24 protein-coding genes are annotated in these 24,579 nt (G+C 73.2%); 17 read left to right on the forward strand and 7 right to left on the reverse strand.

Features of this window, described 5'->3' with window-relative positions; translation table 11 throughout:
* Positions 1-6: 6 nt before the first annotated feature.
* The 8 genes from sufC to dapD all read left to right on the forward strand — a co-directional run bounded on the left by sufC (position 7) and on the right by dapD (position 6,125).
* Complete coding sequence (gene sufC / locus ACFZA0_RS05020) at positions 7-771, forward strand: Fe-S cluster assembly ATPase SufC (protein WP_391011340.1); 765 nt, start codon at positions 7-9, stop codon at positions 769-771.
* Positions 768-2,024 carry a SufS family cysteine desulfurase gene (locus tag ACFZA0_RS05025; protein ID WP_391011343.1) on the forward strand — a complete coding sequence of 419 codons (1,257 nt, stop codon included), beginning with the start codon at positions 768-770 and terminating at the stop codon, positions 2,022-2,024. Before sufC ends, ACFZA0_RS05025 begins: the two co-directional genes overlap by 4 nt.
* A gap of 11 nt (positions 2,025-2,035) precedes the next feature.
* Entirely contained in the window at positions 2,036-2,509 is a 474-nt protein-coding gene (gene sufU, locus ACFZA0_RS05030) for a Fe-S cluster assembly sulfur transfer protein SufU (RefSeq protein ID WP_391011346.1), read from the forward strand.
* On the forward strand, positions 2,506-2,838 hold the full coding sequence (locus tag ACFZA0_RS05035; RefSeq protein ID WP_391011349.1) for an iron-sulfur cluster assembly protein: 333 nt from the start codon (positions 2,506-2,508) through the stop codon (positions 2,836-2,838). The genes sufU and ACFZA0_RS05035 overlap by 4 nt, the downstream gene beginning before the upstream one ends.
* A 192-nt stretch (positions 2,839-3,030) precedes the next feature.
* Positions 3,031-4,050: a sulfotransferase gene (locus ACFZA0_RS05040; RefSeq protein ID WP_391011352.1), complete on the forward strand. Its 1,020-nt coding sequence runs from the start codon at positions 3,031-3,033 to the stop codon at positions 4,048-4,050.
* Positions 4,051-4,206: 156 nt separating this feature from the next.
* Positions 4,207-4,527 carry an SMR family transporter gene (locus ACFZA0_RS05045; RefSeq protein ID WP_391011354.1) on the forward strand — a complete coding sequence of 107 codons (321 nt, stop codon included), beginning with the start codon at positions 4,207-4,209 and terminating at the stop codon, positions 4,525-4,527.
* The gene (locus ACFZA0_RS05050) at positions 4,527-5,114 is read left to right on the forward strand and encodes a TetR family transcriptional regulator (RefSeq protein ID WP_391011357.1); all 588 of its coding nucleotides are present in this window, start codon (positions 4,527-4,529) and stop codon (positions 5,112-5,114) included. The genes ACFZA0_RS05045 and ACFZA0_RS05050 overlap by 1 nt, the downstream gene beginning before the upstream one ends.
* Positions 5,115-5,123: 9 nt before the next feature.
* Entirely contained in the window at positions 5,124-6,125 is a 1,002-nt protein-coding gene (gene dapD / locus ACFZA0_RS05055; RefSeq protein WP_391011359.1) for a 2,3,4,5-tetrahydropyridine-2,6-dicarboxylate N-succinyltransferase, read from the forward strand.
* 188 nt (positions 6,126-6,313) lie between these two features.
* Here the strand turns inward: dapD and dapA are convergent, their stop codons facing one another.
* Positions 6,314-7,282 carry a 4-hydroxy-tetrahydrodipicolinate synthase gene (gene dapA / locus ACFZA0_RS05060; protein WP_391011362.1) on the reverse strand — a complete coding sequence of 323 codons (969 nt, stop codon included), beginning with the start codon at positions 7,280-7,282 and terminating at the stop codon, positions 6,314-6,316.
* A gap of 282 nt (positions 7,283-7,564) precedes the next feature.
* Here dapA and ACFZA0_RS05065 point away from each other — a divergent pair, with 282 nt between their 5' ends.
* The 8 genes from ACFZA0_RS05065 to ACFZA0_RS05100 all read left to right on the forward strand — a co-directional run bounded on the left by ACFZA0_RS05065 (position 7,565) and on the right by ACFZA0_RS05100 (position 16,656).
* A complete protein-coding gene (locus tag ACFZA0_RS05065) occupies positions 7,565-7,720 on the forward strand; it encodes a hypothetical protein (protein ID WP_391011365.1) in 156 nt (51 codons plus the stop codon).
* Positions 7,717-8,454 carry a hypothetical protein gene (locus ACFZA0_RS05070; protein WP_391011368.1) on the forward strand — a complete coding sequence of 246 codons (738 nt, stop codon included), beginning with the start codon at positions 7,717-7,719 and terminating at the stop codon, positions 8,452-8,454. The genes ACFZA0_RS05065 and ACFZA0_RS05070 overlap by 4 nt, the downstream gene beginning before the upstream one ends.
* A 264-nt stretch (positions 8,455-8,718) precedes the next feature.
* Positions 8,719-9,105, forward strand: coding sequence for a DUF3618 domain-containing protein (locus ACFZA0_RS05075; RefSeq protein WP_391011371.1), 387 nt, complete (start codon positions 8,719-8,721; stop codon positions 9,103-9,105).
* A gap of 349 nt (positions 9,106-9,454) precedes the next feature.
* On the forward strand, positions 9,455-10,882 hold the full coding sequence (locus tag ACFZA0_RS05080) for a hypothetical protein (protein ID WP_391011374.1): 1,428 nt from the start codon (positions 9,455-9,457) through the stop codon (positions 10,880-10,882).
* Positions 10,883-11,136: 254 nt separating this feature from the next.
* Positions 11,137-12,606, forward strand: a complete 1,470-nt coding sequence (locus ACFZA0_RS05085; RefSeq protein WP_391011377.1) for an alkaline phosphatase PhoX — start codon at positions 11,137-11,139, stop codon at positions 12,604-12,606.
* 497 nt (positions 12,607-13,103) lie between these two features.
* Positions 13,104-14,687: a TROVE domain-containing protein gene (locus ACFZA0_RS05090; protein ID WP_391011380.1), complete on the forward strand. Its 1,584-nt coding sequence runs from the start codon at positions 13,104-13,106 to the stop codon at positions 14,685-14,687.
* A 164-nt stretch (positions 14,688-14,851) separates the two neighbouring features.
* Entirely contained in the window at positions 14,852-15,523 is a 672-nt protein-coding gene (locus ACFZA0_RS05095) for an FCD domain-containing protein (protein ID WP_391011383.1), read from the forward strand.
* Complete coding sequence (locus tag ACFZA0_RS05100; protein WP_391011387.1) at positions 15,520-16,656, forward strand: 1-aminocyclopropane-1-carboxylate deaminase; 1,137 nt, start codon at positions 15,520-15,522, stop codon at positions 16,654-16,656. Before ACFZA0_RS05095 ends, ACFZA0_RS05100 begins: the two co-directional genes overlap by 4 nt.
* On the opposite strand, the gene ACFZA0_RS05105 is transcribed toward ACFZA0_RS05100, so the two are convergent.
* Positions 16,653-18,311: an MFS transporter gene (locus tag ACFZA0_RS05105; protein WP_391011390.1), complete on the reverse strand. Its 1,659-nt coding sequence runs from the start codon at positions 18,309-18,311 to the stop codon at positions 16,653-16,655. The genes ACFZA0_RS05100 and ACFZA0_RS05105 overlap by 4 nt on opposite strands.
* 144 nt (positions 18,312-18,455) lie before the next feature.
* Here ACFZA0_RS05105 and ACFZA0_RS05110 point away from each other — a divergent pair, with 144 nt between their 5' ends.
* Entirely contained in the window at positions 18,456-19,106 is a 651-nt protein-coding gene (locus ACFZA0_RS05110; protein ID WP_391011393.1) for a TetR family transcriptional regulator, read from the forward strand.
* Here ACFZA0_RS05110 and ACFZA0_RS05115 read toward each other — a convergent pair.
* The 5 genes from ACFZA0_RS05115 to ACFZA0_RS05135 all read right to left on the reverse strand — a co-directional run bounded on the left by ACFZA0_RS05115 (position 19,069) and on the right by ACFZA0_RS05135 (position 24,548).
* Complete coding sequence (locus ACFZA0_RS05115; protein ID WP_391011396.1) at positions 19,069-20,268, reverse strand: TerD family protein; 1,200 nt, start codon at positions 20,266-20,268, stop codon at positions 19,069-19,071. The genes ACFZA0_RS05110 and ACFZA0_RS05115 overlap by 38 nt on opposite strands.
* Positions 20,269-20,372: 104 nt before the next feature.
* The gene (locus tag ACFZA0_RS05120; RefSeq protein ID WP_391011399.1) at positions 20,373-21,362 is read right to left on the reverse strand and encodes an alcohol dehydrogenase catalytic domain-containing protein; all 990 of its coding nucleotides are present in this window, start codon (positions 21,360-21,362) and stop codon (positions 20,373-20,375) included.
* Positions 21,359-22,246, reverse strand: coding sequence for an ABC transporter permease subunit (locus ACFZA0_RS05125; protein WP_391011402.1), 888 nt, complete (start codon positions 22,244-22,246; stop codon positions 21,359-21,361). The genes ACFZA0_RS05120 and ACFZA0_RS05125 overlap by 4 nt, the downstream gene beginning before the upstream one ends.
* Positions 22,243-23,181, reverse strand: coding sequence for an ABC transporter permease subunit (locus ACFZA0_RS05130; protein ID WP_391011405.1), 939 nt, complete (start codon positions 23,179-23,181; stop codon positions 22,243-22,245). The genes ACFZA0_RS05125 and ACFZA0_RS05130 overlap by 4 nt, the downstream gene beginning before the upstream one ends.
* Positions 23,178-24,548 (reverse strand): extracellular solute-binding protein, encoded by a 1,371-nt coding sequence (locus ACFZA0_RS05135; RefSeq protein WP_391011408.1) that lies wholly within the window; start codon positions 24,546-24,548, stop codon positions 23,178-23,180. Before ACFZA0_RS05135 ends, ACFZA0_RS05130 begins: the two co-directional genes overlap by 4 nt.
* Positions 24,549-24,579: the final 31 nt, after the last annotated feature.

The raw sequence follows: 24,579 nt of genomic DNA on the forward strand, positions 1-24,579 counted from the left end.
GCACCCATGGCAACGCTTGAAATCCACGACCTGCACGTCACCGTCGAGGCCGACAACGCCACGAAGGAGATCCTCAAGGGCGTCGACCTCACCGTGAAGCAGGGCGAGACGCACGCCATCATGGGCCCCAACGGCTCCGGCAAGTCGACGCTCGCCTACTCGCTCGCGGGCCACCCCAAGTACACGATCACCGGCGGCACCGTCACCCTCGACGGTGAGGACGTCCTGGAGATGACCGTCGACGAGCGCGCCCGCGCGGGCCTGTTCCTCGCCATGCAGTACCCGGTCGAGATCCCCGGCGTCTCCGTCTCCAACTTCCTGCGCACCTCCGCCACCGCCGTGCGCGGCGAGGCGCCGAAGCTGCGCACCTGGGTGAAGGAGGTCAAGGAGACCATGGAGCGCCTCTCCATGGACCCGTCCTTCGCCGAGCGCAACGTCAACGAGGGCTTCTCCGGCGGTGAGAAGAAGCGCCACGAGATCCTCCAGCTCGAACTGCTCAAGCCGAAGATCGCGATCCTCGACGAGACCGACTCCGGCCTCGACGTCGACGCCCTGCGCGTCGTCTCCGAGGGCGTCAACCGCGTCCGCGAGGGCGGCGAGGTCGGCACGCTGCTGATCACGCACTACACGCGCATCCTGCGCTACATCAAGCCCGACTTCGTCCACGTCTTCTCCAACGGCCGCATCGCCGAGTCCGGCGGCGCCGAGCTCGCCGACAAGCTGGAAGAGGAAGGGTACGAGGCTTACACGAAGGGTGGCGTATCCGCGTGACGCAGCTGCCGGGCCTCCTCGACACCGAGGCGATCCGCAAGGACTTCCCCGTACTGGACCGCCTGGTCCACGACGGGCGCAAGCTCGTGTACCTGGACAACGCGGCCACCAGCCAGAAGCCGCGCCAGGTGCTCGACGCGCTCGCCGAGTACTACGAGCGCCACAACGCCAACGTCCACCGCGGTGTGCACGTGCTCGCCGAGGAGGCCACGGCGCTGTACGAGGGCGCGCGGGACAAGGTCGCCTCGTTCATCAACGCCCCGAGCCGCGACGAGGTGATCTTCACCAAGAACGCCTCGGAGTCGCTCAACCTCGTGGCCAACATGCTGGGCTGGGCCGACGAGCCCTACCGCGTGGACCACGAGACCGAGATCGTCATCACGGAGATGGAGCACCACTCCAACATCGTCCCGTGGCAGCTGCTGTCGCAGCGCACGGGCGCGAAGCTGAAGTGGTTCGGCCTCACCGACGACGGCCGCCTCGACCTCTCCAACATCGACGAGGTCATCACCGAGAAGACGAAGATCGTCTCCTTCGTGCTGGTGTCCAACATCCTCGGCACCGTCAACCCGGTCGAGGCCATCGTGCGCCGCGCCCAGGAGGTCGGGGCCCTGGTCCTGATCGACGCCTCCCAGGCGGCCCCACACATGCCGCTCGACGTGCAGGCGCTCCAGGCCGACTTCGTGGCCTTCACCGGTCACAAGATGTGCGGCCCGACCGGCATCGGCGTGCTGTGGGGACGGCAGGAACTCCTGGAGGACCTGCCCCCGTTCCTCGGCGGCGGCGAGATGATCGAGACCGTGTCGATGCACTCGTCGACGTACGCGCCGGCGCCGCACAAGTTCGAGGCGGGCACCCCGCCGATCGCGCAGGCGGTCGGTCTCGGCGCGGCCGTCGACTACCTGAACTCGATCGGCATGGACAAGATCCTCGCCCACGAGCACGCCCTCACCGAGTACGCGGTGCAGAAGCTGCGCGAGGTCCCCGACCTGCGCATCATCGGCCCCGCCACCTCCGAGGACCGCGGCGCGGCGATCTCCTTCACGCTCGGCGACATCCACCCGCACGACGTGGGCCAGGTCCTCGACGAGCAGGGCATCGCCGTCCGGGTCGGGCACCACTGCGCCCGCCCGGTCTGCCTCCGGTACGGAATTCCTGCGACCACCAGGGCGTCGTTCTATCTGTACTCCACGCCGGCGGAGGTCGACGCGCTGGCCGACGGACTGGAACACGTACGGAATTTCTTCGGCTGAGAGGCTGATCGGTGAAGCTGGATTCGATGTACCAGGAAGTCATCCTGGACCACTACAAGCACCCGCACGGGCGTGGTCTGCGCGATGGCGACGCCGAGGTGCACCACGTCAACCCGACGTGCGGCGACGAGATCACACTGCGCGTGAAGTACGACGGGACGACGATCAGCGACGTCTCGTACGAGGGGCAGGGCTGTTCGATCAGCCAGGCCTCGGCCTCCGTCCTGAACGACCTCCTCGTCGGCAAGGACCTGGCCGACGCGCAGAAGGTCCAGGAGACGTTCCTGGAGCTGATGCAGTCCAAGGGCCGGATCGAGCCCGACGACGCGATGGAGGAGATCCTGGAGGACGCGGTCGCGTTCGCGGGAGTCTCCAAGTACCCGGCGCGGGTCAAGTGCGCGCTGCTGAGCTGGATGGCGTGGAAGGACGCGACGGCCCAGGCGCTGGACGCGGCCGGTACCGACGCCGAGAGGAAGACGGCATGACCGAAACCGTGGAGATGAAGCCCGCCTCCGAGGAGGAACTCCGCGAGGCGCTGATGGACGTCGTCGACCCCGAGCTGGGCATCGACGTCGTCAACCTCGGCCTCATCTACGGCATCCACGTCGACGACGCGAACATCGCGACGATCGACATGACCCTGACCTCCGCGGCCTGCCCGCTGACGGACGTCATCGAGGACCAGGCCAAGTCGGCCACCGACGGCATCGTGAACGAGCTGCGGATCAACTGGGTCTGGATGCCGCCGTGGGGCCCGGACAAGATCACGGACGACGGACGCGAGCAGCTGCGCGCGCTCGGCTTCAACGTCTGAGACGTACGTCCCGCCCCGCCCGCCGGGGCACGGAAAGCGGTGGTGCCCCTCGGGGCGCCACCGCTTCCGCGTGCCCCGGCGGCGAACGGCGCACGCGGGGTGTGACACGGCCCTCACCTGCGCCTTCCGCTTCACATGGCGTTCTCAGAGTGATCCCATTCCCCGCTCATCGGGACGCGGCAGCGTGGCGGGGTGGATACCTGTGCACCCGCCTCCGACCGTCCGCTGTTCGTCCTCGGCTGTCCCCGTTCCGGCACGACGCTGCTGCAGCTCATGCTGCACGCGCATCCACGCATCGCGCTTCCCCCGGAGACCCGCTTCGTCCTGCCCGCCTACGAGAGCCGGCTGCGCTTCGGCGACCTGGGAGCACCGGAGAACAGGGCCGCCCTCGCCCGCTGGATCACCGGCCGCAAGGAGACGCGCTTCGACGAACTGGGCCTGGACGCGGGCCCGGTGGCCGCCCGGATCACCGACGGACCGCCCACCCTCGGCTCCGCGCTCGGCATCGCCCTGCGCTCGTACGCCGAGAGCCACGGCAAGGTCCGCTGGGGCGACAAGCGGCCCGCCTACGCCCTGCACGTCGAGGAGATCCTGCGGCTCTTCCCGGACGCCCAGTTCGTGCACCTGGTGCGCGACGGCCGCGACTGCGTCGCCTCGCTGCTCGGCATGCCGTGGTGGCACCGCGGCTTCCACGAGGCCGTCGCCACCTGGGCGCAGGTCATGGACGTCACCCGGCACCATGCCCGCGCGCTGGGCCCCGGCCGCTGGCACGAGCTCCGTTTCGAGGACCTGGTGGCCGACCCGGAGGAGCCGTTGCGTGCCGTCTGCGCCTTCCTGGGCGAGGAGTTCGACCCCGGGATGACCGAGCCGCACCGCCTCGCGGGCACCGCCGTGCCCGCCCGCAAGACATGGCACCGGCGCACCCACGGCGCGGTCGACTCCTCCCGCGCGGGCAGCTACCGGCAGCGCCTGACGCCTGCTCAGATCGCCCTGTGCGACGCCGTGCTGGGGCGCCGGCTGATCCGGCACGGGTACGAGCCCGGCGGCACCGGGCGTCCCGGTGCCGCCGAACTCCTGCGCTACCGCAAGGTGGAGGCCCTGCGCCGCGCGGCCCGCGCGAAGCGGCGCGTCCTCGACCGCGCGGCCCGCGTCCGCGAGACCGGCCCGCTCGCGGACCGGTCCCGCGCGGCACGGCGGACGACCGCGCCCTGACGGCTCACCGGGCGGTCCGCCGCGTCTCCGGGGAACGGGCGGGCGGCCGGTGCCGGCTGTGCGGCGGGTCGTCGCCGCCCTGGGACGCGACGTGGGCGAGAGCCCCCGGCGGTGCCGTGTGTACGGCCGTACACATCGATGGGTACGCTCGTCCGCATGGGATACGTACTGCTGGGCGGCGCCATCGCAGCCGAGGTGACCGCGACCACCGCGATGAAGTACAGCGACGGGCTGAGCAGGCTGTGGCCGTCCCTCGTGACCGCCGTCGGCTACGTCCTCGCCTTCCTGCTGCTCGCGCGCACCCTGAAGACGGTCGAGGTCGGCACCGCCTACGCGATCTGGGCCGGCATCGGCACCGCGGCCGTGGCGCTGATCGGCTCCCTCTTCCTCGGCGAGAGCCTGGACGCGGCGAAGGCGGCCGGGGTCGTCCTGATCATCGCGGGCGTCGTCGTGCTGAACCTGGGCGGTGCCGGCTGATGGTCCGCCGCTACGACCCCGACCGGCGCCGGCGGATCATCGACGCGGCCGTCCGCGTCGTCGCCGCCAAGGGGCTCGCCGGGCTCAGCCACCGCACGGTCGCCGCCGAGGCGGACGTCCCGCTCGGCTCCACGACCTACCACTTCGCCACCCTCGACGACCTGCTGGTGGCCGCCCTGCGCCAGGCCAACGAGGGCTTCGGCAAGGTGATCGCCGCCCGCGGCGGCCTGACCGACCCCGACGCCGACCTGGCCGCGGAGCTCGCGGGCTGGGCCGGGGAGTGGCTGTCCGGCGACCGGACCGGCGTCGAGATGGAGTACGAGCTGTACCTCGCCGCCCTGCGCCGCCCCGCGCTGCGCCCCGTCGCCGCCGAGTGGGCCGACGACCTCGCCGCCCTGCTGGGCCGCCGCACCGACCCGGTCACCGCGCGGGCCCTGGTCGCCCTCCTCGACGGCATCTGCCTCCAGGTGCTGCTGACGGACACCCCCTACGACGAGGCGTACGCGCGCGAGGTGCTGGGGCGGGTGGTGACCGGGGTCCGAGACGCCCCGCGGACCGGTTCGCCCCGTCAGGGCCGGTCACGTTAGGTTTCCCCCATGACCGACACGACTGCTCCCCGCACCACCGGCGCGGTGGCCGCCGGCCTCGCCACGATCGCCGCCGACGGCACCGTCCTCGACACCTGGTTCCCCGCCCCCGAACTCGTCGACGCCGGCGCCGACGGCACGGGACCGGCAGGCACCGAGCGGCTGTCCGCCGACGACGCCGCGAAGCTCCTCGGCCCGGCCGCCGGCAAGGCGATCGGCGCGGACGCCCGCCGCGGCGTCGACGTGGTCGCGGTCCGCACGGTCATCTCCTCGCTCGACGACAAGCCGCTCGACGCGCACGACGCCTACCTGCGTCTGCACCTGCTCTCGCACCGCCTGGTCCGGCCGCACGGCCAGAACCTGGACGGCCTGTTCGGCCTCCTCGCCAACGTCGCCTGGACCTCGCTGGGCCCGGTCGCCGTCGACGAGATCGAGACGGTGCGCCTCAACGCCCGCGCGGAGGGCCTGCACCTGTCGGTCACCTCGATCGACAAGTTCCCGCGCATGACGGACTACGTGGCGCCCAAGGGCGTCCGCATCGCCGACGCCGACCGGGTCCGCCTCGGCGCGCACCTGTCCGCGGGCACCACCGTCATGCACGAGGGCTTCGTCAACTTCAACGCCGGAACGCTGGGCACCTCCATGGTCGAGGGCCGCATCTCCGCCGGTGTCGTCGTCGGCGACGGCTCGGACATCGGCGGCGGCGCGTCCACCATGGGCACGCTGTCCGGCGGCGGCAACGTGATCATCTCCATCGGCGAGCGGTGCCTGGTCGGCGCCGAGGCCGGTGTGGGCATCGCGCTGGGCGACGAGTGCGTGGTCGAGGCCGGTCTGTACGTCACCGCCGGCACCCGGGTGACCATGCCGGACGGACAGATCGTCAAGGCCCGCGAGCTGTCCGGCGCCTCCAACATCCTCTTCCGCCGCAACTCGGTCACCGGCGCGGTCGAGGCCCGCCCGAACAACGCGGTGTGGGGCGGCCTGAACGACGTCCTGCACAGCCACAACTGACCTGTCCGCAGCGGGAGTCGGGGCCGGCGCCGGTGAGGCGCCGGCCCCGCTCGCGTGCGGGGCCGCTCGGCGGACGCCGGACCGGGACCGCCGGGACCGCCGGAGCCGGGCCGGCCGCTCGCTCGTGCCGCCGACGGACACCCCGGTCCGGGCGTGCCCGCGCCGGCCGCGGCCCGCGGCAGGGCCGTTCAGGAGCCCGCCACCAGCTTCTCGTACGTCGCGAGGAGCGCCCGCACCGTCGTCGGGTCCGCGGGGCGCAGCGGTGCGCGGACCGGGCCGCCGGGCAGGCCGAGGGCGTTCAGCAGGGCCTTCGCCGTGACCGCGCCGGGCAGCCCCGCCGACATCATCGCCTCGACGAGATCCGTCGCCCGCTGCTGGAGCGCCGCCGCCCGCACGGTGTCCCCGGCGTCGAACGCGTCCAGTACGGCGACGAGCCGGGCCGGGGCGACGTTCGCGACCGTACTGATCCAGCCCGCCGCGCCCACCGCGTACAGCGCGAGGTCGTGCTCGTCGCTGCCCGCGTAATAGGCGAGCCCCGTACGGGACATCACCTTCTGCGCCGCGAGGAAGTCGTACGAACAGTCCTTGACGGCCACGATCCTCGGGTGTTCCGCCAGCCGGAGCAGGGTCTCCGGCTCGACGCGGACGCCGGTGCGCGCGGGGATGTCGTACAGCACGACCGGCAGGCCGGTGCCGTCCGCGACCTCGCGGAAGTGTGCCTCCACAGCGTCCTGCGGGGGCCTGCTGTAGTACGGCGCGACCACCAACAGGGCGTCCGCGCCCGCGCGTTCGGCTTCCCGTGCCAGCTCCACGGTGTGCCGGGTGCTGGACGTGCCGACGCCCGCGACCACCGTCACACCGTCACCGACAGCCTCCCGGACCGCGCGGACCAGGTCCGACTTCTCGGCGTCCGTCGTGGTGGGCGACTCACCGGTGGTGCCGGACAGCACCAGGCCGTCGCAGCCCTCGGCCACCAGCCGCCCGGCGAGCAGGGCGGCCCCGTCCAGGTCCTGCGCCCCCGTCGCGGTGAAGGGCGTGACCATCGCGCACAGGGCGCGCCCGAGGGGCGGAACGGGACGGGAGAGCCGGGCCGCCGGGCCGGTGCCGGCGCGAGGGGCGTGGGGCGGGCCGGCGGGCGGTGTCGCGGGAGTCGTCATGCGGGAAGTCTCGACACGGTGGCCGTGGGGCTCCAGTTAATTGTGCTGAGGGGTATGCGTAAGCGCTCCTGTCGGGAGGACTCCCGTCGGGTGTGGCGCCGGGGGGCGTCGGAGGTGCGGTGGGGCGGGCGGTGTGCGCCGGGCGTGCGGACGGCGGGGCCGCGCATCGGGTGCCCGGCACCGGGGCCCGAGGCCCTGTGTCCAACTGGCCCCCGGATGCGCCACCATGGCGAGGACGGCCGCCGACAGCGGTACGGCCGAACGCAGTTCACGGGAGGCGTCATGAAGCTCGGCAGGGCACTGGCCACCGGAGTCGCGACGGAACGGCCGCAGGCGCACGGGGAGCCGCCCGTACCGGCCGCCGAGGAGGGCCGGCTCCCCGCCGGCGCGACGGCGGAGCGGGCCCCGGCGCCCGCGGAGGTGCCGGCCGTCCGATGAGGCTGCGGCTCCCCGAGGAACGCCCCACGGAGCCGCCGGCCGGATACAAGATCGCCCACCCGGTGCTGTCGCACGACGGCACCCGGGCCGGGTTCACCGGTGTGTCACTCGGCGCGGCCCTGCCGTACCGGGTGCTCGACGAGGCGTCCTGCGTGTACGGCCGCCGCCACCGGCCGCCCTCCCGGCTGTGCGACTGCGGCTTCCACTGCGTCCACGACCGCCCGACGGCCGAGGCACTGCTGTGCACCGCCGAGCACCGCACCTGCGTCCTGCTCGAAGTCAGCGTCCTCGGCGCCTACATCCGCTTCGAACACGGCTTCCGCAGCGCCCGGCAACGGGTCCGCACGGCGACACTGCCGCCGTGCGGCTGCGGCGCTCCCGCGACCGTCCTCGCCGACGCGGGCTGGGGGCGCCCGGGGTGGCGGGTGCTGGTTCCGGCGTGCGCCGGGTGCGTGGGCGGCCGTACGGCCCTGACGGCCGCGGCGTTCGCCCTGCTGGCGGGGGAGGGACTGCGGGTGCGGAGCGCCGCGGGACAGGGGCAGGGACCGGCCGCAGGCGCCGTACGCGGCCCGGACGCCGTGCCGCCCTTCGGACCGCCACTCCCCGAGGGCCTCGGCCTGCCCGAACTCGCCGCGGAACTGGCCCTGTTGCAGGCACGCCTGGACTGGTTGCAGAGCCGGCTCGCCCGACTGGGCCCGCCGGAGCGGCCGGACGCGACGGAGCCGCCGGGCTGAGCGGGGCGGGTGCGGCTCCCGCCGCTCGGGGCCACCCGCCCCTGCCGCCGCGCACCCCGCCCCCCGCGCCGCCGGGCACCCGCCCCGCGCGCAGGCCCGCCGTCCGTTCGCCCCCTTAATCTCCGCGCCCCGGGGTATCCGACGACCGGGGCCGGGTGGATCGCCCGGACCGGTCCCGCGCCCACCCACCGGGGGACGGGCACACCGATGACGGATGCGACCAGCGGCGACGCGGCCAGTCGGGCCGCACGGAAGGCGGATGCCATGGACAGGGCGACGACCGGGGCCAAGGGGCCCGACGAACTGCTCCTCCAACTGGCCGAGACCGGCGAGGAGGTCGGCGAGGCCGTGCAGGAGCTCGCGGCGAAGGCCGACGTGAAGGGGCGCGCGACGACGCGCGCCGCCGACCTGCGCGACAAGGCCGGCGCGATGACCGTGCAACTGCGCACCACGGCCGTCCAGGCCGGCCGGACGGTGCAGAACGGCGCGGCCCGCGCCGGGGACGCCGTCCAGCACAACCCGCACGTCCCGGAGCCGGTGCGCAACGCGGTCCGGGCGGGCCGCGGCAATCCCCGGCCGGTACTGATCGCCGGGGTGGCCGGCGCGGCGCTGGTGACGGCCGTCGTCCTCGGCCGCCGCGCACGCGACTGAGCTTCCGGGGAGGCGCCCGAGGGCCCGGGGCGATGTCGCACCCGGGCGGGGCGCACACCCGGCACGGGCGGCGCGGACCCGCTCGAACCCGAACGGAACGGCGCGGGAACCGGTGACGGTTCCCGCGCCGTTCCGCCGTGTGCGGGCACGCGGGACCGGGCCGGGCCCGAACCCCACGCGGCTGCGGGCGAGTTGTCGTGGTTTCGGGCGGGTGCGGAGGCCGGTGGGGAGATGAACCGGGCGGCATGGGTCCAAATCCGTCTAGGCTGAGCCGTTGAGTTGTACGGCGCCCCGGTGGCCGTGCCGCTCGCGGTCGTACGGCCTTCGAGGCGCCTAGGAGAAGCAGCACATGTCAGACAGTCCCCCCCTGCCGCCGGTGCGGTTGCGTCCCGAGGCGGAACTGGCGCGCGACGCCCTGTCCACGCCCACCCTCTCCCGGGCCGCCCGTCTCGCCCGCTGGGCCGGCCCGGACACCCGGGTGGAGCCCGGCGGCAGCCTCGTCGAGGAGCAGCTGCCCGCCGCCGCCGAGGTGCTCGGGCTCACCGACGAGGACGCCGCCGCGTTCGCGAGCGAGGCGTGGCGCACCGCCGTGGACACCGGCCTGGTCGAGATCGTCGACGAGGAGGAGGGCACCGTCGCGGCCGGCGAGGAACTCTCGGTGCTCACCGGCGGTGCCCCGCAGGAGGTGCTGGGCGTCTGGCTCGCCGCCCTGGAGACCGCGCTGGCGGACGCGAGCGCCCCCGACCTGGACGACCTGGTGGGCGCGGTCGACGAGAACGGCGAGATCGACTTCTCCGACCTCGACTGGGACCCGGAGGAGGACGCCGCCTTCCTCGACGGTGTGCTCGGCAACCTGTACCTGCTCACGGTCAGCGAGGACGGCCCCGGCGACGGCCCCGTCCCGCTGCCCGCGCTGGCCGCGTCGATGATCGTCCCCGACGACATGGGGGAGCCCACCAACGACGTCCTGGAGCAGGTCTCCGACGCGATGATGCTCCTCGACGACCAGTTCCGGATGCTGGAGCCGGTCGGGCTCGTCGAGTACCAGCCCGTCGACGAGGCACTGATGGCCGACGCCGACCAGGAACCGGCCGCGCCTGTCGACGACACCGACGTCACCCGGTACGGCATGGTGAAGCTGACCCCGCTGGGCCTGTACGGGATCAGGGCCCGGCTGCTGGAGGCCGGCGTGGAGGCGCCCGTGGTCGGCGACCTCGCGGACGGCGACGCCGCGGCCCTGCTCGACGCGACGTCGTTCTTCGGCCCCGAGGCCGCGCTGACCGAGACGGAACTGTGGCTGTCGCGCCGCGAACCGCGGCCCGCCGCCGAGGAGTTGCTGGCCGCGGCGCGCGGGGACGACCCGGGTGCCCCGCTGCGCCGGCTGACCTGCCAGCAGGCCCTGTCGCTGGTCGGCGACGAGGCGCAGCCCGCGCTGCGCGCCGTGCTGGACGACCCCGAACTCGGCGGTCTCGCCCGGGTGTGGCTCAGCGAGCACGGCGCGGCCGACGTGCCGCCGCCGTCGCAGGAGATGGTGTTCTGGCTGACGGTCGACACCCTCGCCGCGCAGCTCGCCGCCGAGGGCAACTCCGACGAACTCCAGGCCCTGGTCGAGGGGTTGGCCCGGCAGCACAGCGGTTTCTTCGACACCGCGTGGCGGGTCGAGCACCCGGCGACCCCCGACGTCCTGGAGGCGATGGGCAGGCTGCACCCGGACAAGAGGATCGCCAAGGAGGCGCGCAAGGCGGCCTTCAAGGCGCGCTCGCAACAGGGGAGTTGAGCCCGGGGGCCGGGCCGACCGGCCGGTACCGGGCCCGGGGCGGGCGACCGCGGTGCGTGACGCCGCGGTCGCCCGCCTCCGTGCTGTCCGGGTGGCGTTCTCTTTGATCGTTCGTGGGGGTCCGCATACGGATTCATGGAACCGAGTGCGCCCCGGTCGCCGGGTGTTCAGGTTCCGTTCAGGCATGGGCGGGACGGTGTCGCCGAACCGACGACCGTCCACCTTCCGCGGCACCGACCGTCACAGGAGACTCCATGTCGCTCACCCGCAGGGACTTCGCCAGACAATCCGCGATCACCGGCGCGGGCGTCGCGCTGGCGGGCACCGTAGGTGCCCTCGCCACCGCGCCCAACGCGCTCGCGTCCACCGAGAGCGAGGACGGGGCGAAGGACGGCCACGGGAACGGGCACGACGGGCCGGCGCACTCGCACGGCGGGGTCGGCTACGGGCCGCTGCTCCCCGACCCCGACGGCATCCTCGCGCTGCCGGCCGGCTTCTCCTACCGGATCGTCACGTACAGCGGCCGGACCAAGCTGGAGTCCGGGGAGTTCACCCCCTCCAACCACGACGGCACGGCCACCTTCGACGGGCCCCGCGGCGCGACCCTGCTCGTCAACAACCACGAGCTGGCCGGCCCCCGCGCCAACTGGCCCCACCCCGTCCCGCTCACCGAGGGCCTCGTCTACGACCCGGCGGCCTCCGGCGGCTGCACCGTCGTCGAGGTGCGCGGCGAGCACGTCGCGGAGTGGGTCGGCATCGCGGGCACCGCCACCAACTGCGCGGGCGGACACACCCCTTGGGGCACCTGGCTCACGTGCGAGGAGACCGAGGACAAGGCCGGCGTCAACGGCATGACCAAGGACCACGGCTACGTCTTCGAGGTCGACCCCTCCGACCGGCGCGCCAACCGCGCCCCCAAACCCGTGAAGGCGCTGGGGCGTTACGCCCACGAGGCCGTCGTCGTCGACCCCCGGCGCGGCCACCTGTACCTGACCGAGGACGCGGCGGGCCCCAACGGCTCGCTCTACCGGTGGACCCCGCCGCACGGGTTCCGGCACGGGCGCGGGAAGCTGCGCACCCTCGCCGACGACGCGGGCGTGCTCCAGGCGTTCAAGTGCTTCGACTCCGGCGGCCGGTTCGTGGACGACCTCTCGCGCGCGACGAGGACCGGCACGGTGTACGGCGTCGACTGGGTGGACGTGCCCGACCGGGACGCCAAGTCCCTTTCCGTGCGCAAGCAGTTCGCCGACGGCCAGGTCACCCGCGCCCGCAAGCTGGAGGGCATGTGGTGGGGCGACGGCGGCACCTACATCGTCTCCTCGTACGCCCGCGAGGAGAGCCCGGGGCGCCACGACGGCCAGGTCTGGTTCTACGACCCGGGCCGCCGCACCCTGACCCTCAAGGTGCTCATCGGCATCAACCCCGACCCGTCCGTGGACGGGGCCTTCGACAGCCCCGACAACATCACGGTCTCCCCCTACGGCGGCCTGGTCATCGCCGAGGACGGCTCCGGCGTCCAGCACCTGTTCGGCGCCACCGACAGCGGGCGCACCTATCCCGTCGCGCGCAACGAACTGAACATCGGCACCGCCGAGGCGCCCTCCTACAGCGAGTTCACCGGCGTCACCTTCTCGCCCGACGGGAAGACCCTCTACGCCAACATCCAGGAGCCCGGCATCATGCTCGCGATCACCGGACCGTGGAAGCGGCAGAAGCGCGGCTGAACCCCCCTGCCGGGCAACGGAATTAAACAGTTGGCCGGGCCCGCGGCCCCTCCTTACAGTGGACAACGTCCAGGTGCGAAGGCAGGACCTACTTCCACTCATCATGGGGAGGCCGCGGGTTCGAGTCCCGCCACCGGTACCGACGTGCCGGTGTAGCTCAGGGGTCAGAGCACCAACCGTGGTTCCGCCGACCAGAACTCTGGACACCCAATATCTCGTCGCACCTCCCGGTGCGCAGGCTGCGGATACTTCCCTTTCCAGGAATCCCGTTCCGCCGCCGGACCTGATCTCGGGAGGCGTGGACAGAGGTGTGTGCCCGGTGCGCAGGCAGCGGATACTTCCGGATCGGACATGTGCGGGTTCGAATCCCGTCGTCGGCCAAGGGCCGGCGCAGCTCCGTCGGAGGAGCATCCGACATGTGCCGCCGCCGCTTTCGAACTCGGGCCCACACCTTTCCTCGCGCCTTCCACCGAAACGAATTTCGGGGGGAATTCACCATGGCGCGATTCAACAAGAAGACGGCGAAGGCGCAGCCCGTCTCCCGGGTGACGTCCACGGGCCGGGTCCTGCGCACCCACGAGGGCGGCCGAGGCCGTGCCCGCGACCGGCGCTCCGAGCTGTTCCTGCTCGCCGTCTCCCACCTCGTCTCGCAGCGGACCTTCTACGAGGGCGGCGGCGACCGCGACGACCGGTTCGCCGCACTGGTGCGTGAACTGGCCGTCTCCGACCCGGAGTTCACCGCGGGTCTGCTCGGCTGGCTGCGCTCCGAGGGCAACCTCCGTACCGCCTCGCTGGTCGGCGCCGCCGAGTACGTGAAGGCGCGCCTGGCCGCGGGGGCCACCGGCGGCCCGTCCAACCGCGAGGTCGTCGCGTCCGTGCTGCGCCGTCCCGACGAGCCCGGCGAACTCCTCGCGTACTGGACCTCGACGTACGGCCGCGCGCTGCCCAAGCCCGTGAAGCGGGGCGTCGCCGACGCCGTGCGCCGGCTGTACGGGGAGAAGGCGCTGCTCAAGTACGACACCGCGAGCCGGGGTTACCGCTTCGGCGACATCCTCAACCTGGTGCACGCCTCGCCCGACCCGGACAAGGCGTGGCAGGGCGAGCTGTTCCGCCACGCCCTGGACCGCCGCCACAACCCCGACACCGCCGTGCCGCCCGCGTCGCACCGGACGCTCGTCGCGCACCGGGAGTTGATGGAGGTACCGGTCGGGGAGCGGCGCGCCGTCGTCACCGGGCCGGGCGGGGCCGAGCGCCTCGCCGCCGCGGGGATCACCTGGGAGGCACTCGCCGGCTGGCTCCAGGGGCCGATGGACCGGGCGGCGTGGGAGGCCGTGATCCCGTCCATGGGGACCATGGCGCTGGTGCGCAACCTGCGCAACTTCGACGAGGCCGGCGTCTCGGACGAGGTCGCCGCGCGGGTCGCGGCACGCATCGGCGACCCGGCGGAGGTGGCCCGTTCGCGGCAGCTTCCCTTCCGCTACCTGGCCGCGTACCGCAACGCGCCCTCCCTGCGCTGGGGACACCCGCTGGAGCGGGCGCTCGGGCACGCCCTGGGCAACGTGCCCGCGCTGCCCGGCCGCACGCTCGTGCTGGTGGACCGCTCGGGTTCGATGTTCTGGTCCCGGCTGTCCGAGCGTTCGGAGCTGACGTGGGCCGACGCGGCGGCGGTCTTCGGCGCGGGCCTCGCGCTGCGGGCGGAGTCCGCGGACCTGGTCGAGTTCGGTACCGACAGCCAGGCCGTTCCGTTCCGCAAGGGGGAGTCGGTGCTGCGGGTGCTCGGCCGGTTCGGGGACCTCGGCGGCACCAACACCGCCGCCGCGGTCCGCCGCCACTTCCGGCGCCACGACCGGGTGCTGATCGTCACGGACGAGCAGTACGCGGACGGGCGGAACGGCGACCCGACCGCGCAGGTCCCGGCGCGCGTCCCGGTCTACACGTGGAACCTGGCCGGCTACCCGGCGGGGCACGGTCCGTCCGGCTCGGGGAACCGGCACACCTTCGGCGGGCTGTCCGACGCGGCCTTCCGGATGGTCCCGCTCCTGGAGGCCGCGCAGGACGCGGACTGGCCCTGGGCCGTGTGACCGCCGGGACACGAACAGCGGTGCGGGCGGGGCGTGTCGACGACGCGTCCCGCCCGCTCGCGTCGTCGGGCGTGCGGCGAGCGGCGGTCGGCCCGCGACGGGTTCGTCCACCCGTTGACATCGACCGGTTGACATCGACTGGTTGACATCTAACATTTCAGTTCATGGACGCCCTCCGCCCCGTGCCCCGGACCCTGCTGCGCGACCGTGCCTACCTGGCGATCCGGGACGCCATCGTCTCCGGCGAGATCGAGGCCGGCGCCGTGGTCCGCGACGGCGAACTCGCCGCCCGGCTCGGCCTGTCCAGGGCACCCGTCCGCGACGCCTTCGCCCGGCTCGTCGACGAGGGGCTGCTGGAGAGCAAGCCGCAGAGCTACACCCGGGTGACCCCCGTCGTGGCCGCCGACGTCCGCGACGCCGCCGCCGTGGTCGGCGCGATGCACGAACTGGCGGTGCGCACCGCCGTGCCGCGCCTGTCCGCCGCGGACCTCGACGGGATGCGCGCCGCGAACGAACGCTTCGCCGAGGCGGTCGGCGCCGGTGACGTGGACGCCGCGCTGCGGGCCGACGACGCCCTGCACGACGTGCTGGTCCGCGTCGGGGGCAACCGCGCCGCCGCCGCGACCGTCGCCCGCTACACCCCGCTCATCCGCCGCCTGGAGCGGCGCCGTTTCGGCGAGGGCGGCAACTGCCGTTCCGCCGGGCTGCACGAGCGGCTGATCGCGGCCTGCGCCGACGGCGACGTGACCGGGGCGGTCCGCGTCACCGCCGAGATCTGGCGCGGCCTCGTGGACCTCGCCGACCCCGACCGACCCCGACCCCGGGAGCAACCATGACCCCGTCCCCGTCCTCCTCCCCGTCGTCACCGGACCCCGGCTCGGCCCCGGCCTCCGTGTCCGCCTCCGCCGCGACCGGGGCGGACACCTCCCCGGTCGCCTCGATCGCGTCGGTGCCGGGGATCGCCGGGTACGCGCGCTACCCCCTGCTGTTCGGCCCGTCGCCCGTGCATCCGCTGGAGCGGCTGACCGCGCACCTCGGCGGTGCCGCCCTGTGGGCCAAGCGGGAGGACTGCAACTCCGGTGTCGCGTACGGCGGCAACAAGACCCGCAAGCTGGAGTACCTGGTCGCGGACGCCCTCGCGCAGGGCTGCGACACGCTCGTGTCGATCGGCGGGGTGCAGTCCAACCACACCCGCCAGGTCGCCGCCGTCGCCGCCCGCGCCGGGCTCAAGTGCGTTCTGGTGCAGGAGAGTTGGGTGGATTGGCCGGACTCGGTGTACGACCGGGTCGGCAACATCCTGATCAGCCGGCTCGCCGGTGCCGACGTGCGGCTGGTGCGGGCCGGGTTCGGGATCGGGTTCAAGGAGAGCTGGGAGCAGGCGCTCAAGGAGGTCGAGGACGCCGGGGGCAGGCCCTACGCCGTCCCGGCCGGTGCCTCCGACCACCCGCTCGGCGGTCTCGGCTTCGCCGGCTGGGCCCACGAGGTCGCCGAGCAGGAACGGGAGGCGGGCGTCTTCTTCGACACCGTGGTGGTGTGCTCGGTGACCGGGTCGACCCAGGCCGGGATGGTCGCCGGGTTCCGCGCGATCGAGGAGGCGGGCGGCAGGCCCCGCCGGGTCCTGGGCGTCGACGCCTCCGCCGCCCCCGCCCGCACCCGCGCGCAGATCGCCCGCATCGCCCGTCGTACCGGGCAACTCATCGGGGTGAAGGGGGAGTTGACGGAGGCGGACGTGGAGCTCGACGAGCGCTACCACGCCGGTACGTACGGGATACCGGACGAGGCCACGCTGGAGGCGATGCGGCTGGCCGCCCGTACCGAGGGCATGGTCACCGACCCCGTGTACGAGGGGAAGTCGATGGCGGGGATGGCCGACCTGGTCCGGCGCGGGGAGATCGGCCGTGACTCCACCGTCCTCTACGCGCACCTCGGCGGCCAGCCGGCCCTGAACGCGTACAGCGCGCTCTTCTAGGAGGCGTCGGGACCGGCGGCCGCCGGTGACGGACCCGGCTCCGGACCGGCCGCCGCACCGGAGCCGGGTCCGCTGTCCGCCGGTCCGGTGCCGGGCGCACGACCCGCCGGTGCGCCGCCGCCCGCGTCGGGGCCGGACCCGGTCGCCGACGCGGCCGCCGCCGTCCCCGTCACGCGCCCCGCGCCCGCTGTCGGCCGTCCGCCCGTGAGCACCAGCGCCGCCACCAGCAGCGCGGCCAGCGACACCAGTGCGCCGATGCCGAACGCGTGGGCCGCGCCGGTGGCCAGGATCTGCTCCGGGGACCCCGTCGCGTGCCGGGCGGACGTGCCGTACACCGTGACCAGGACGGCGAGCCCGAGGGTGCCGCCGAGCCACTGGAGGGTCTGGAGCAGGCCGGAGGCCGAGCCCGCCTCGCGTGCGCCGATCCGGGCGAGGACCGTCACGTTCAGCGGCACGAAGCTCAGCCCCATGCCGAGCCCGATCAGCAGCAGCGGACCCAGCAGGCCGGCGGCGTACCCGTCGTCGGCACGCAGCCGCCACAGCCAGGTGGCGGCGCCCACCAGCAGGGCCGTGCCGCAGAGCAGCACCGGTCGCGGACCGAGGCGTCCCAGCAGCCGGGGCACGAACCGCAGCACGGTGAACATGGCGAGCGTCATCGGCAGGAACGCGAAGCCCGCCCGCAACGGGCTGTAGTCCAGGACCTGTTGGGTGAACAGGGTCAGGAAGTAGAACGCGCCGAACATCCCCGCGGGCAGCAGCAGGACGATGGCGTAGCCGCCCGCGCGGTCGCGGTCGGCGAGCAGGCGCGGCGGCACGACCGGGGCGGCGGCCCGGGACTCGACGAGGACGAAGCCGATCAGGAGCGACGCCGCGGCGCTGAAACCGAGCAGCGTCAGGGTGTCGCCCCAGCCCTGTTGCGCCGCCCGCAGGAACCCGTACACCAGCGCGGTCGTTCCGGCAGTCCCGGTCAGCGCGCCCGGCAGGTCGAACCGGCCCGCGTGGCGCGGGGTCTCGGACACGAAGCGGGGCAGCAGCGCGGCGACACCGGCGCCGATCGGCACGTTGATCAGCAGGGCCCAGCGCCAGGACGCCCAGGACGTCAGCATGCCGCCGAGCACCAGGCCCACCGAGGCCCCGATGCCCGCCATGGACGAGTAGACCCCCAGCGCGTGGTGGCGGCGCGGGCCCTCCGGGAAGTGGGTGGTCAGCAGCGCGAGCGTGTTGGGCGTGACCAGCGCGGCCCCCACCCCCTGGCACGCCCGCGCGGCGAGCAGCAGGCCGCCCTCGCCCGCGAGTCCGCCCAGCAGGGACGAGACGGCGAACAGCAGGACCCCGGCCACGAGCGTGCGGCGGCGGCCCACGATGTCGCCCACCCGGCCGCCGAGCAGCAGCAGACCGCCGAAGGCGAGGGTGTAGGAGTTGAGCACCCAGGACAGGCCGGTGGCGCCGAAGCCGAGGTCGCGCTGGATGTCGGGCAGCGCCACGTTCACGACGGTGGAGTCGACGCCGACCATGAGGTAGGCGGCGACGATCACGAACAGGACCGCGCGCTGCCGGGCCACCGCGGGATCCTGGGAGGCGGTCTCCGGCGCGGGTAACCGGCCGGGGGCCGGGGGCCGTACGGCGGGGGAGGGCGGGACGGACGGTGAGGACACGGAAGACTCCCTGTCTGGACGTCCCCGCGCGCGGTGGTGGAACATGCGGGCAGTACGGACCGCCCGGAGAGTTAAGCGGGGATCGTCTCCGTTTAATGCCCGCCAAGATACGGAGACAGTCCCCGGTTCGCAAGGAGTTGCTGGATGACGCAGGTCAGGCCCATGCGCGCGGACGCCCGGCGCAACTACGAGCGGCTGCTCAAGGCCGCGGCGGAGGCCTTCGCGGAGCACGGGGAGGGCGCGTCGCTCGACGACATCGCCAAGCGCGCCGGGGTCGGTTCCGGCACGCTCTACCGTCATTTCCCCACCCGCCAGGACCTGTTGGAGGCCGCCTACGTCGACCGCATCGACGCGATCGCCGCGCGCGCCGACGAGATCGCCGCCCAACTGCCGCCCGGCCAGGCCCTGGTGGAGTGGCTGCGCGAACTCAGCGAGGGCATGATCCAGGTCCGGGGCCTCAAGTCGCTGCTCGGTTCCGCCGTCACGGACGGCAGTTCGTACGTGGTCACCGCCTGCGGGAAGTCCGTGAAGGGCGCGGCGGAACGGCTGGTCACGGCGGCGCAGCGGGAGGGCACGCTGCGCCCCGACCTCGAACCGGTCGAGGTGCTGCGGCTGGCGCACGGCGTCGCGACCGCGTCGGAACTGGCCGACGGCGGGGGCCGGTACATCGGCCGCTATCTGTCCCTGCTGACGGAAGGGCTGTGGGCGCCCGGCCGACGGCCGGACGCCCACGGGGAAGCGGCGCGGGGCGCGGACGCTACAGCGCCCCGGCCCCCGGCTTCACCATCCCCCTGACCGTGCGGGACTTCACGAAGTCGCCCAGGGCCGTCATGTCCCACTCGCCGGAGAACTGCCGCACCAGCTTGGCCATCAGGACACCGGTCTGGGCCTCGGCGTTGGTGAGGTCGAAGCGGACCAGCTCCTCGCCGGACGCGGCGTCCAGGAGCCGGCAGTACGCCTTGGCGACGTCGGTGAACTTCTGCCCGGAGAAGGAGTTGACCGTGAAGACCAGTCCGGTGACCTCCTGCGGCAGCCGCCCGAGGTCGACCACGATCACCTCGTCGTCGCCCGCGCCCTCGCCCGTGAGGTTGTCGCCGGAGTGCTTGACCGCGCCGTTCAGGATCGACAGCTTGCCGAAGTAGCAGCTGTCGATGTGGTTGCGCTGCGGGCCGTAGGCCATGACCGACGCGTCCAGGTCGATGTCACCGCCCCGGTACGCGGGCTCCCAGCCGAGGCCCATCTTGACCTGCGAGAGAAGTGGCCGGCCGCCCTTGACCAGGGACACCGTCTCGTTCTTGCGGAGGCTGACGCGGCCCTTGTCGAGGTTCACCTTGCCGGCGCCGGGGGCCGCCGCGGGCGGGGCCGGCGGCGCGGCGGGCGGCGGCGGAACGGCGGTGGCCGCGGGGGAGGGCGGCGCCGCCGGCGGCTGCGCGGGCCGCTGGGCGGCCGGGGCGCTCGCGGCGGCGGGCTCCTCGACGGAGACCCCGAAGTCCGTGGCGATGCCGGCCAGGCCGTCGGCGTAGCCCTGGCCGACCGCGCGGACCTTCCACGCGCCGTTGCGCAGGTAGACCTCGACGACGACCAGCGCGGTCTCGGTGCCGAGCTGCGGCGGCGTGAACGTGGCGAGGACGGAGCCGCCCGCGTCGCGGACCGTGGCCGTCGGCTCGATGCCCTGGAAGGTCTGGCCCGCGGCGTCCGGCGACGCGGTGACGACGATCTTCTCGATGCCCGGCGGGACCACGGAGGTGTCGACGGTGATCGCGTCGGGCGCGGTGCCGCCGCCCGAGGTGTACGTCACGCCCGGCCCGGCGGGCTGGTTGTAGAAGATGAAGTCGTCGTCGGAGCGCACCTTGCCGTCGGCGGTGAGCAGCAGGCCCGATACGTCCAGCCGCACCGGCGCGGCGACGTCAACCGTCACCCGGGCGCTGGAGAGCGGGATGTTCGAGCCAGGCGTCATAGCTGTCATGCCCCGAGAACGAGCGAGGCCGTTTTACCGTTCCCTTACTCGCGGCCGAACGGGCGGAGCCGCGCGAACCCGCCCGTTCGGCCCGCTCCGCGGGGTCAGGGCACGACGACGATCTTGCGTCCCACCCCCGCCGCGAACTGCTCCAGCGCCTCGGGGTAGCGGTCCAGCGGCACCCGGTCGCTGATGAAGACGTCCGGGTCGAGGACGCCGTTCGCGAAGAGCTCCGCCGCCCGCTCGTAGCTGTGCAGGACGGCCATCGAGCCGGTGACGGTGATCTCCTGGTTGTAGATGCGGTACGGGTCGATCGTGACCCGGGCCGCGTAGTCCGCGACGCCGAACTGGAGGAACGTGCCGGCCTTCGCGACCCGGTCCAGGCCGTCCTGGATGGCCGCCGCGTTGCCGGTCGCGTCGATCACCAGGTCCCAGCCCTGCGGCCGGTCCAGCTCGTCCGGGCCCGCCGCCGCCCCCGTGACGCCCAGGGTGCGGGCCGTCTCCAGGCGGGCCGGGTTGAGGTCGACGACGTCGACGCTCGCGGCGCCGGTGAGCTTGGCCAGCTCCAGCATCATCAGGCCCATCGTCCCGGAGCCGTAGATCAGCACGTGGGCGCCGAGCCGGGCGCGCAGCACGTCGTAGCCGCGCACCGCGCACGACAGCGGCTCCACCAGTGCCGCGTCCTCGGTGCGGACGTGGTCGGGCAGCACCACGCAGTTCGCGACCGGCGCCACCGCGTACGTCGCGGCGCCGCCCGCCGTCGTGACCCCGATCGCCGCCCAGCGCTCGCACAGGTTGTTGTGGCCGGTGCGGCAGTAGCGGCACTCGTGGCAGTACAGGGAGGGGTCGACCGCGACCCGGTCGCCCGCCGCCACCTCCCGCACGTCCCTGCCCGTCGCGACGACCGTGCCGGCGAACTCGTGGCCGGGCACGATGGGCAGCTTGGGCGCGAACTCGCCCTGGAGGATGTGCAGATCGGTTCCGCACAGCCCGCACGCGGCGACCTCGACGACGACCTCGCGGGGGCCCGGCGTCGGGTCGGGGACCTCGGTGACGACGGCGCGGCCCACGGACTCGATGACGGCGGCCTTCATTTCACGGCTCCCAACGACAGGCCCTGGACCAGTTTGTCCTGGGCGGCGAACCCCGCGGCGAGCACCGGCAGGGAGACCACGAGCGACGCGGCGCACACCTTCGCCAGGAACAGGCCCTGGCTGGTGATGAAGCCGGTGAGGAAGACGGGGGCGGTCTCCGCGACCACGCCCGTCAGGACCCGCGCGAACAGCAGCTCGTTCCAGCTGAAGATGAAGCAGATCAGGGCGGTCGCGGCGATGCCGGGCAGGGAGATCGGGGCGACCACCCGGGTCAGCACGGTCGGCAGCCGGGCGCCGTCGACGCGCGCGGCCTCGATCACCGCGACCGGGACCTCGGCCAGGAAGGACTGCATCATCCAGACCGCGATCGGCAGGTTCATCGACGTGTAGAGGATGACCAGCAGCCAGATGTTGTCGAGCATCCCGGTGTTCTTCGCGAACAGGTAGACGGGCAGCAGGCCCGCCACCACCGGGAGCATCTTCGTCGACAGGAAGAAGAACAGGACGTCCGTCCACTTGCGCACCCGGCGGATCGACAGCGCGTACGCGGCCGGCAGCGCGAGCACCAGCACCAGCGCCGTCGAAGCCACCGACGCGACGGCCGAGTTGGCCAGCGCGGGCCACGGGCTCGCGCCGCCGCCGGAGCCGAAGAACTCCCGGTAGCCGTCCAGCGTCAGGGAGGCGGCGAAGGACGGCGGGTTCTTCGCGGCGTCGCTCTCCGAGTGGAGCGACGTCAGCGCCATCCACGCGACGGGCAGGAAGAAGACGATCCCGGCGAGCCACGCCACCAGCCCGAGTCCCGTGCCCCGTCGGCCGCGCCCCCGGCGCGGGCCGCCGCCGGGTCCCGTGCCGTGCCCGCTCTCAGCTGCGGCGATGTCACTCATGCGCGCGACCCCTCCTCGCGGAACAGCGACGACACGACGCGCAGGGCGAAGGTCGCGATGACGATCGAGCCGATGACCACCAGGACGCCGGCCGCCGAGGCGAGGCCGTTCTCGTGGGCCTGGTAGAAGCTCTGGTAGACCGTGTAGGGCAGGTTGGCGGTGCCGAGGCCGCCGGACGTGATGGTGAAGACGGCGTCGAAGTTCTGCACGATGTAGATCGAGCCGAGCAGGGCGCCGAGTTCGAGGTAGCGGCGCAGGTGCGGCAGCGTCAGGTGGCGGAAGACCTGCCAGTCGTTGGCACCGTCCACGCGGGCCGCCTCGATCTGCTGGGGGTCGCGGCTCTGGAGCCCGGCCAGCAGGATCAGCATCATGAACGGCGTCCACTGCCACACCAGCGACGCCTCCACCGCGAGCAGCGGGGTGTTGGAGATCCAGTCGGGCTGCGGGCCGCCCACGTAGTGCAACAGGCCGTTCAGCAGGCCGTACTCGGGGTTGTAGAGCACGTGCTTCCACAGCAGCGCGGCGGCCACCGGGACCACCAGGAACGGGGCGATCAGCAGGGTGCGCACCACGCCCCGGCCGCGGAACCTGCGGTCCAGCAGGAGGGCCAGGACCAGCCCGAGGACGAGGCTGACCAGGACCACCGCCACCGTCAGCAGCACGGTCGTCCACACCGAGTGGCGCAGGTCCGCGTCGGTGAGCACCTGCCGGTAGTTGTCGAGGCCGGTGAAGCGACGTGCCTTCGGGTAGAGCGCGTTCCAGTCGAAGAGCGAGATCACCAGCGTCGCCACGAACGGGAGCTGGGTCACCGCGATCATGAAGACGAGCGCGGGCAGGAGCGGCGCCCGGGTGGCCCAGGCGCGCAGGCGGGGGGAGGCGGGCCGCGCGGTGCGCGCGGGGGCCGTCGCCGTGGGAACTGTCGTCGCTGCGGTCATCGTCCCTCGTACTCCTCGGAGATCTGCTCGGCGAGCTGCTGGGCCTTCCTGAGGGCCGCGTCGACGGACTGGCGTCCGGCGACGGCCGCGCTGATCTCCTGCGAGACCTTGGTGCCGAGATCGGTGAACTCGGGGATGCCGACGAACTGGATGCCGGGTGCGGGACGCGGCTGCACGCCCGGGTCGTCGGGCCGCGCGTTCTCGATGGCCTCCTTCGTCATCTCCTGGAAGGCGGCGGCCTCCTGGCGGTAGTCGGCGTTCGCGTACGTGGAGGCGCGCTTGCCGGCGGGCACGTCGGACCAGCCGCTCGTGTCGCCGACGAGCTGCTCGTACTCCTTGCTCGACGCCCAGGAGACGAACTTCCAGGCCTTGTCCGTGTTGTGGGACGCCTTCTGGATGCCCCAGGCCCAGGTGTAGAGCCAGCCGGAGGACTCCGTCCTCTCCACCGGGGCGGCGGCGTACCCGAGTCGGCCCTTGACCGGCGAGTCGGACGCCTCCAGCAGGCCCGCCGCGGACGTCGCGTCGTACCACATGGCGACCTTGCCCTGCGTCATGTCGTTGAGGCACTCGGCGAACCCGGACTGGGCGGCGCCCGCCTCGCCGTGCTCGCGCACCAGGTCCACGTAGAACCGGGTGGCCCTCTCGAAGGCGGGGGAGTCCAGCCGGGCCTTCCAGTCCTTGTCGAACCAGGTGCCGCCGAAGGTGTTCACGACGGTCGTCAGCGGAGCCAGCATCTCGCCCCAGCCCGGGAGCCCGCGCAGGCAGATGCCCTTCATGCCGGGCTCGGCGCCGTCCGCCTTCGCCGCGAGGTCGGCGACCTGCTCCCAGGTCGGGTGCGCGGGCATCGTCAGGCCCTTCTTCGCGAACACGTCCTTGCGGTACATCAGGAAGGACGACTCGCCGTAGAAGGGCTGGCCGTAGAGCCTGCCGTCGTCGGCGGTGAGCGACTGGCGCATCGGCTTGAGGATGTCCCGCTCGTCGTAGGACGGGTCCTTCGCGACGTAGCTGTCCATCTCGTGCAGCCAGCCGTTGCGGGCGTAGATCGGTATCTCGTAGTTGGACAGCGTCGCCACGTCGTACTGGCCCGCCTGGTTGGCGAAGTCCTGGCTGATCTTGTCGCGTACGTCGTTCTCCGGCAGCACGGTGAAGTTCACCCTGATGCCGGTCTCCTTGGTGAAGTGGGCGGCGGTCAGCTTCTGCAGCTCGGTCATCTGGGGGTTGTTGACCATGAGGACGTTGACGGAGTCGCCGCCCGACCCCGCCCCGCCCGCGCCGGCCCAGCAGCCGGACAGCAGCGGGGCGAGCAGCGTCCCTGCGGCGGCCGCGGCGAGCAGCGCGCGCGGCCTCCGTCGGCTCTGGGTTCGCATGAATCGCTCCTGGAGTCGGGGGTGTTGCGGA

Source organism: Streptomyces sp. NPDC008150, assembly GCF_042956945.1.
GTDB lineage: Bacteria > Actinomycetota > Actinomycetes > Streptomycetales > Streptomycetaceae > Streptomyces.

Excerpts from the sequence above, each read along its gene's own strand:
- sufC (WP_391011340.1), top strand. The coding sequence starts at position 7 with ATGGCAACGCTTGAAATCCACGACCTGCACGTCACCGTCGAGGCCGAC.
- ACFZA0_RS05035 (WP_391011349.1), top strand. The coding sequence starts at position 2,506 with ATGACCGAAACCGTGGAGATGAAGCCCGCCTCCGAGGAGGAACTCCGC.
- ACFZA0_RS05045 (WP_391011354.1), top strand. The coding sequence starts at position 4,207 with ATGGGATACGTACTGCTGGGCGGCGCCATCGCAGCCGAGGTGACCGCG.
- ACFZA0_RS05050 (WP_391011357.1), top strand. The coding sequence starts at position 4,527 with ATGGTCCGCCGCTACGACCCCGACCGGCGCCGGCGGATCATCGACGCG.
- dapD (WP_391011359.1), top strand. The coding sequence starts at position 5,124 with ATGACCGACACGACTGCTCCCCGCACCACCGGCGCGGTGGCCGCCGGC.
- dapA (WP_391011362.1), bottom strand. The coding sequence starts at position 7,282 with ATGACGACTCCCGCGACACCGCCCGCCGGCCCGCCCCACGCCCCTCGC.
- ACFZA0_RS05065 (WP_391011365.1), top strand. The coding sequence starts at position 7,565 with ATGAAGCTCGGCAGGGCACTGGCCACCGGAGTCGCGACGGAACGGCCG.
- ACFZA0_RS05070 (WP_391011368.1), top strand. The coding sequence starts at position 7,717 with ATGAGGCTGCGGCTCCCCGAGGAACGCCCCACGGAGCCGCCGGCCGGA.
- ACFZA0_RS05075 (WP_391011371.1), top strand. The coding sequence starts at position 8,719 with ATGGACAGGGCGACGACCGGGGCCAAGGGGCCCGACGAACTGCTCCTC.
- ACFZA0_RS05080 (WP_391011374.1), top strand. The coding sequence starts at position 9,455 with ATGTCAGACAGTCCCCCCCTGCCGCCGGTGCGGTTGCGTCCCGAGGCG.
- ACFZA0_RS05085 (WP_391011377.1), top strand. The coding sequence starts at position 11,137 with ATGTCGCTCACCCGCAGGGACTTCGCCAGACAATCCGCGATCACCGGC.
- ACFZA0_RS05090 (WP_391011380.1), top strand. The coding sequence starts at position 13,104 with ATGGCGCGATTCAACAAGAAGACGGCGAAGGCGCAGCCCGTCTCCCGG.
- ACFZA0_RS05095 (WP_391011383.1), top strand. The coding sequence starts at position 14,852 with ATGGACGCCCTCCGCCCCGTGCCCCGGACCCTGCTGCGCGACCGTGCC.
- ACFZA0_RS05100 (WP_391011387.1), top strand. The coding sequence starts at position 15,520 with ATGACCCCGTCCCCGTCCTCCTCCCCGTCGTCACCGGACCCCGGCTCG.
- ACFZA0_RS05110 (WP_391011393.1), top strand. The coding sequence starts at position 18,456 with ATGACGCAGGTCAGGCCCATGCGCGCGGACGCCCGGCGCAACTACGAG.
- ACFZA0_RS05115 (WP_391011396.1), bottom strand. The coding sequence starts at position 20,268 with ATGACGCCTGGCTCGAACATCCCGCTCTCCAGCGCCCGGGTGACGGTT.
- ACFZA0_RS05120 (WP_391011399.1), bottom strand. The coding sequence starts at position 21,362 with ATGAAGGCCGCCGTCATCGAGTCCGTGGGCCGCGCCGTCGTCACCGAG.
- ACFZA0_RS05125 (WP_391011402.1), bottom strand. The coding sequence starts at position 22,246 with ATGAGTGACATCGCCGCAGCTGAGAGCGGGCACGGCACGGGACCCGGC.
- ACFZA0_RS05130 (WP_391011405.1), bottom strand. The coding sequence starts at position 23,181 with ATGACCGCAGCGACGACAGTTCCCACGGCGACGGCCCCCGCGCGCACC.
- ACFZA0_RS05135 (WP_391011408.1), bottom strand. The coding sequence starts at position 24,548 with ATGCGAACCCAGAGCCGACGGAGGCCGCGCGCGCTGCTCGCCGCGGCC.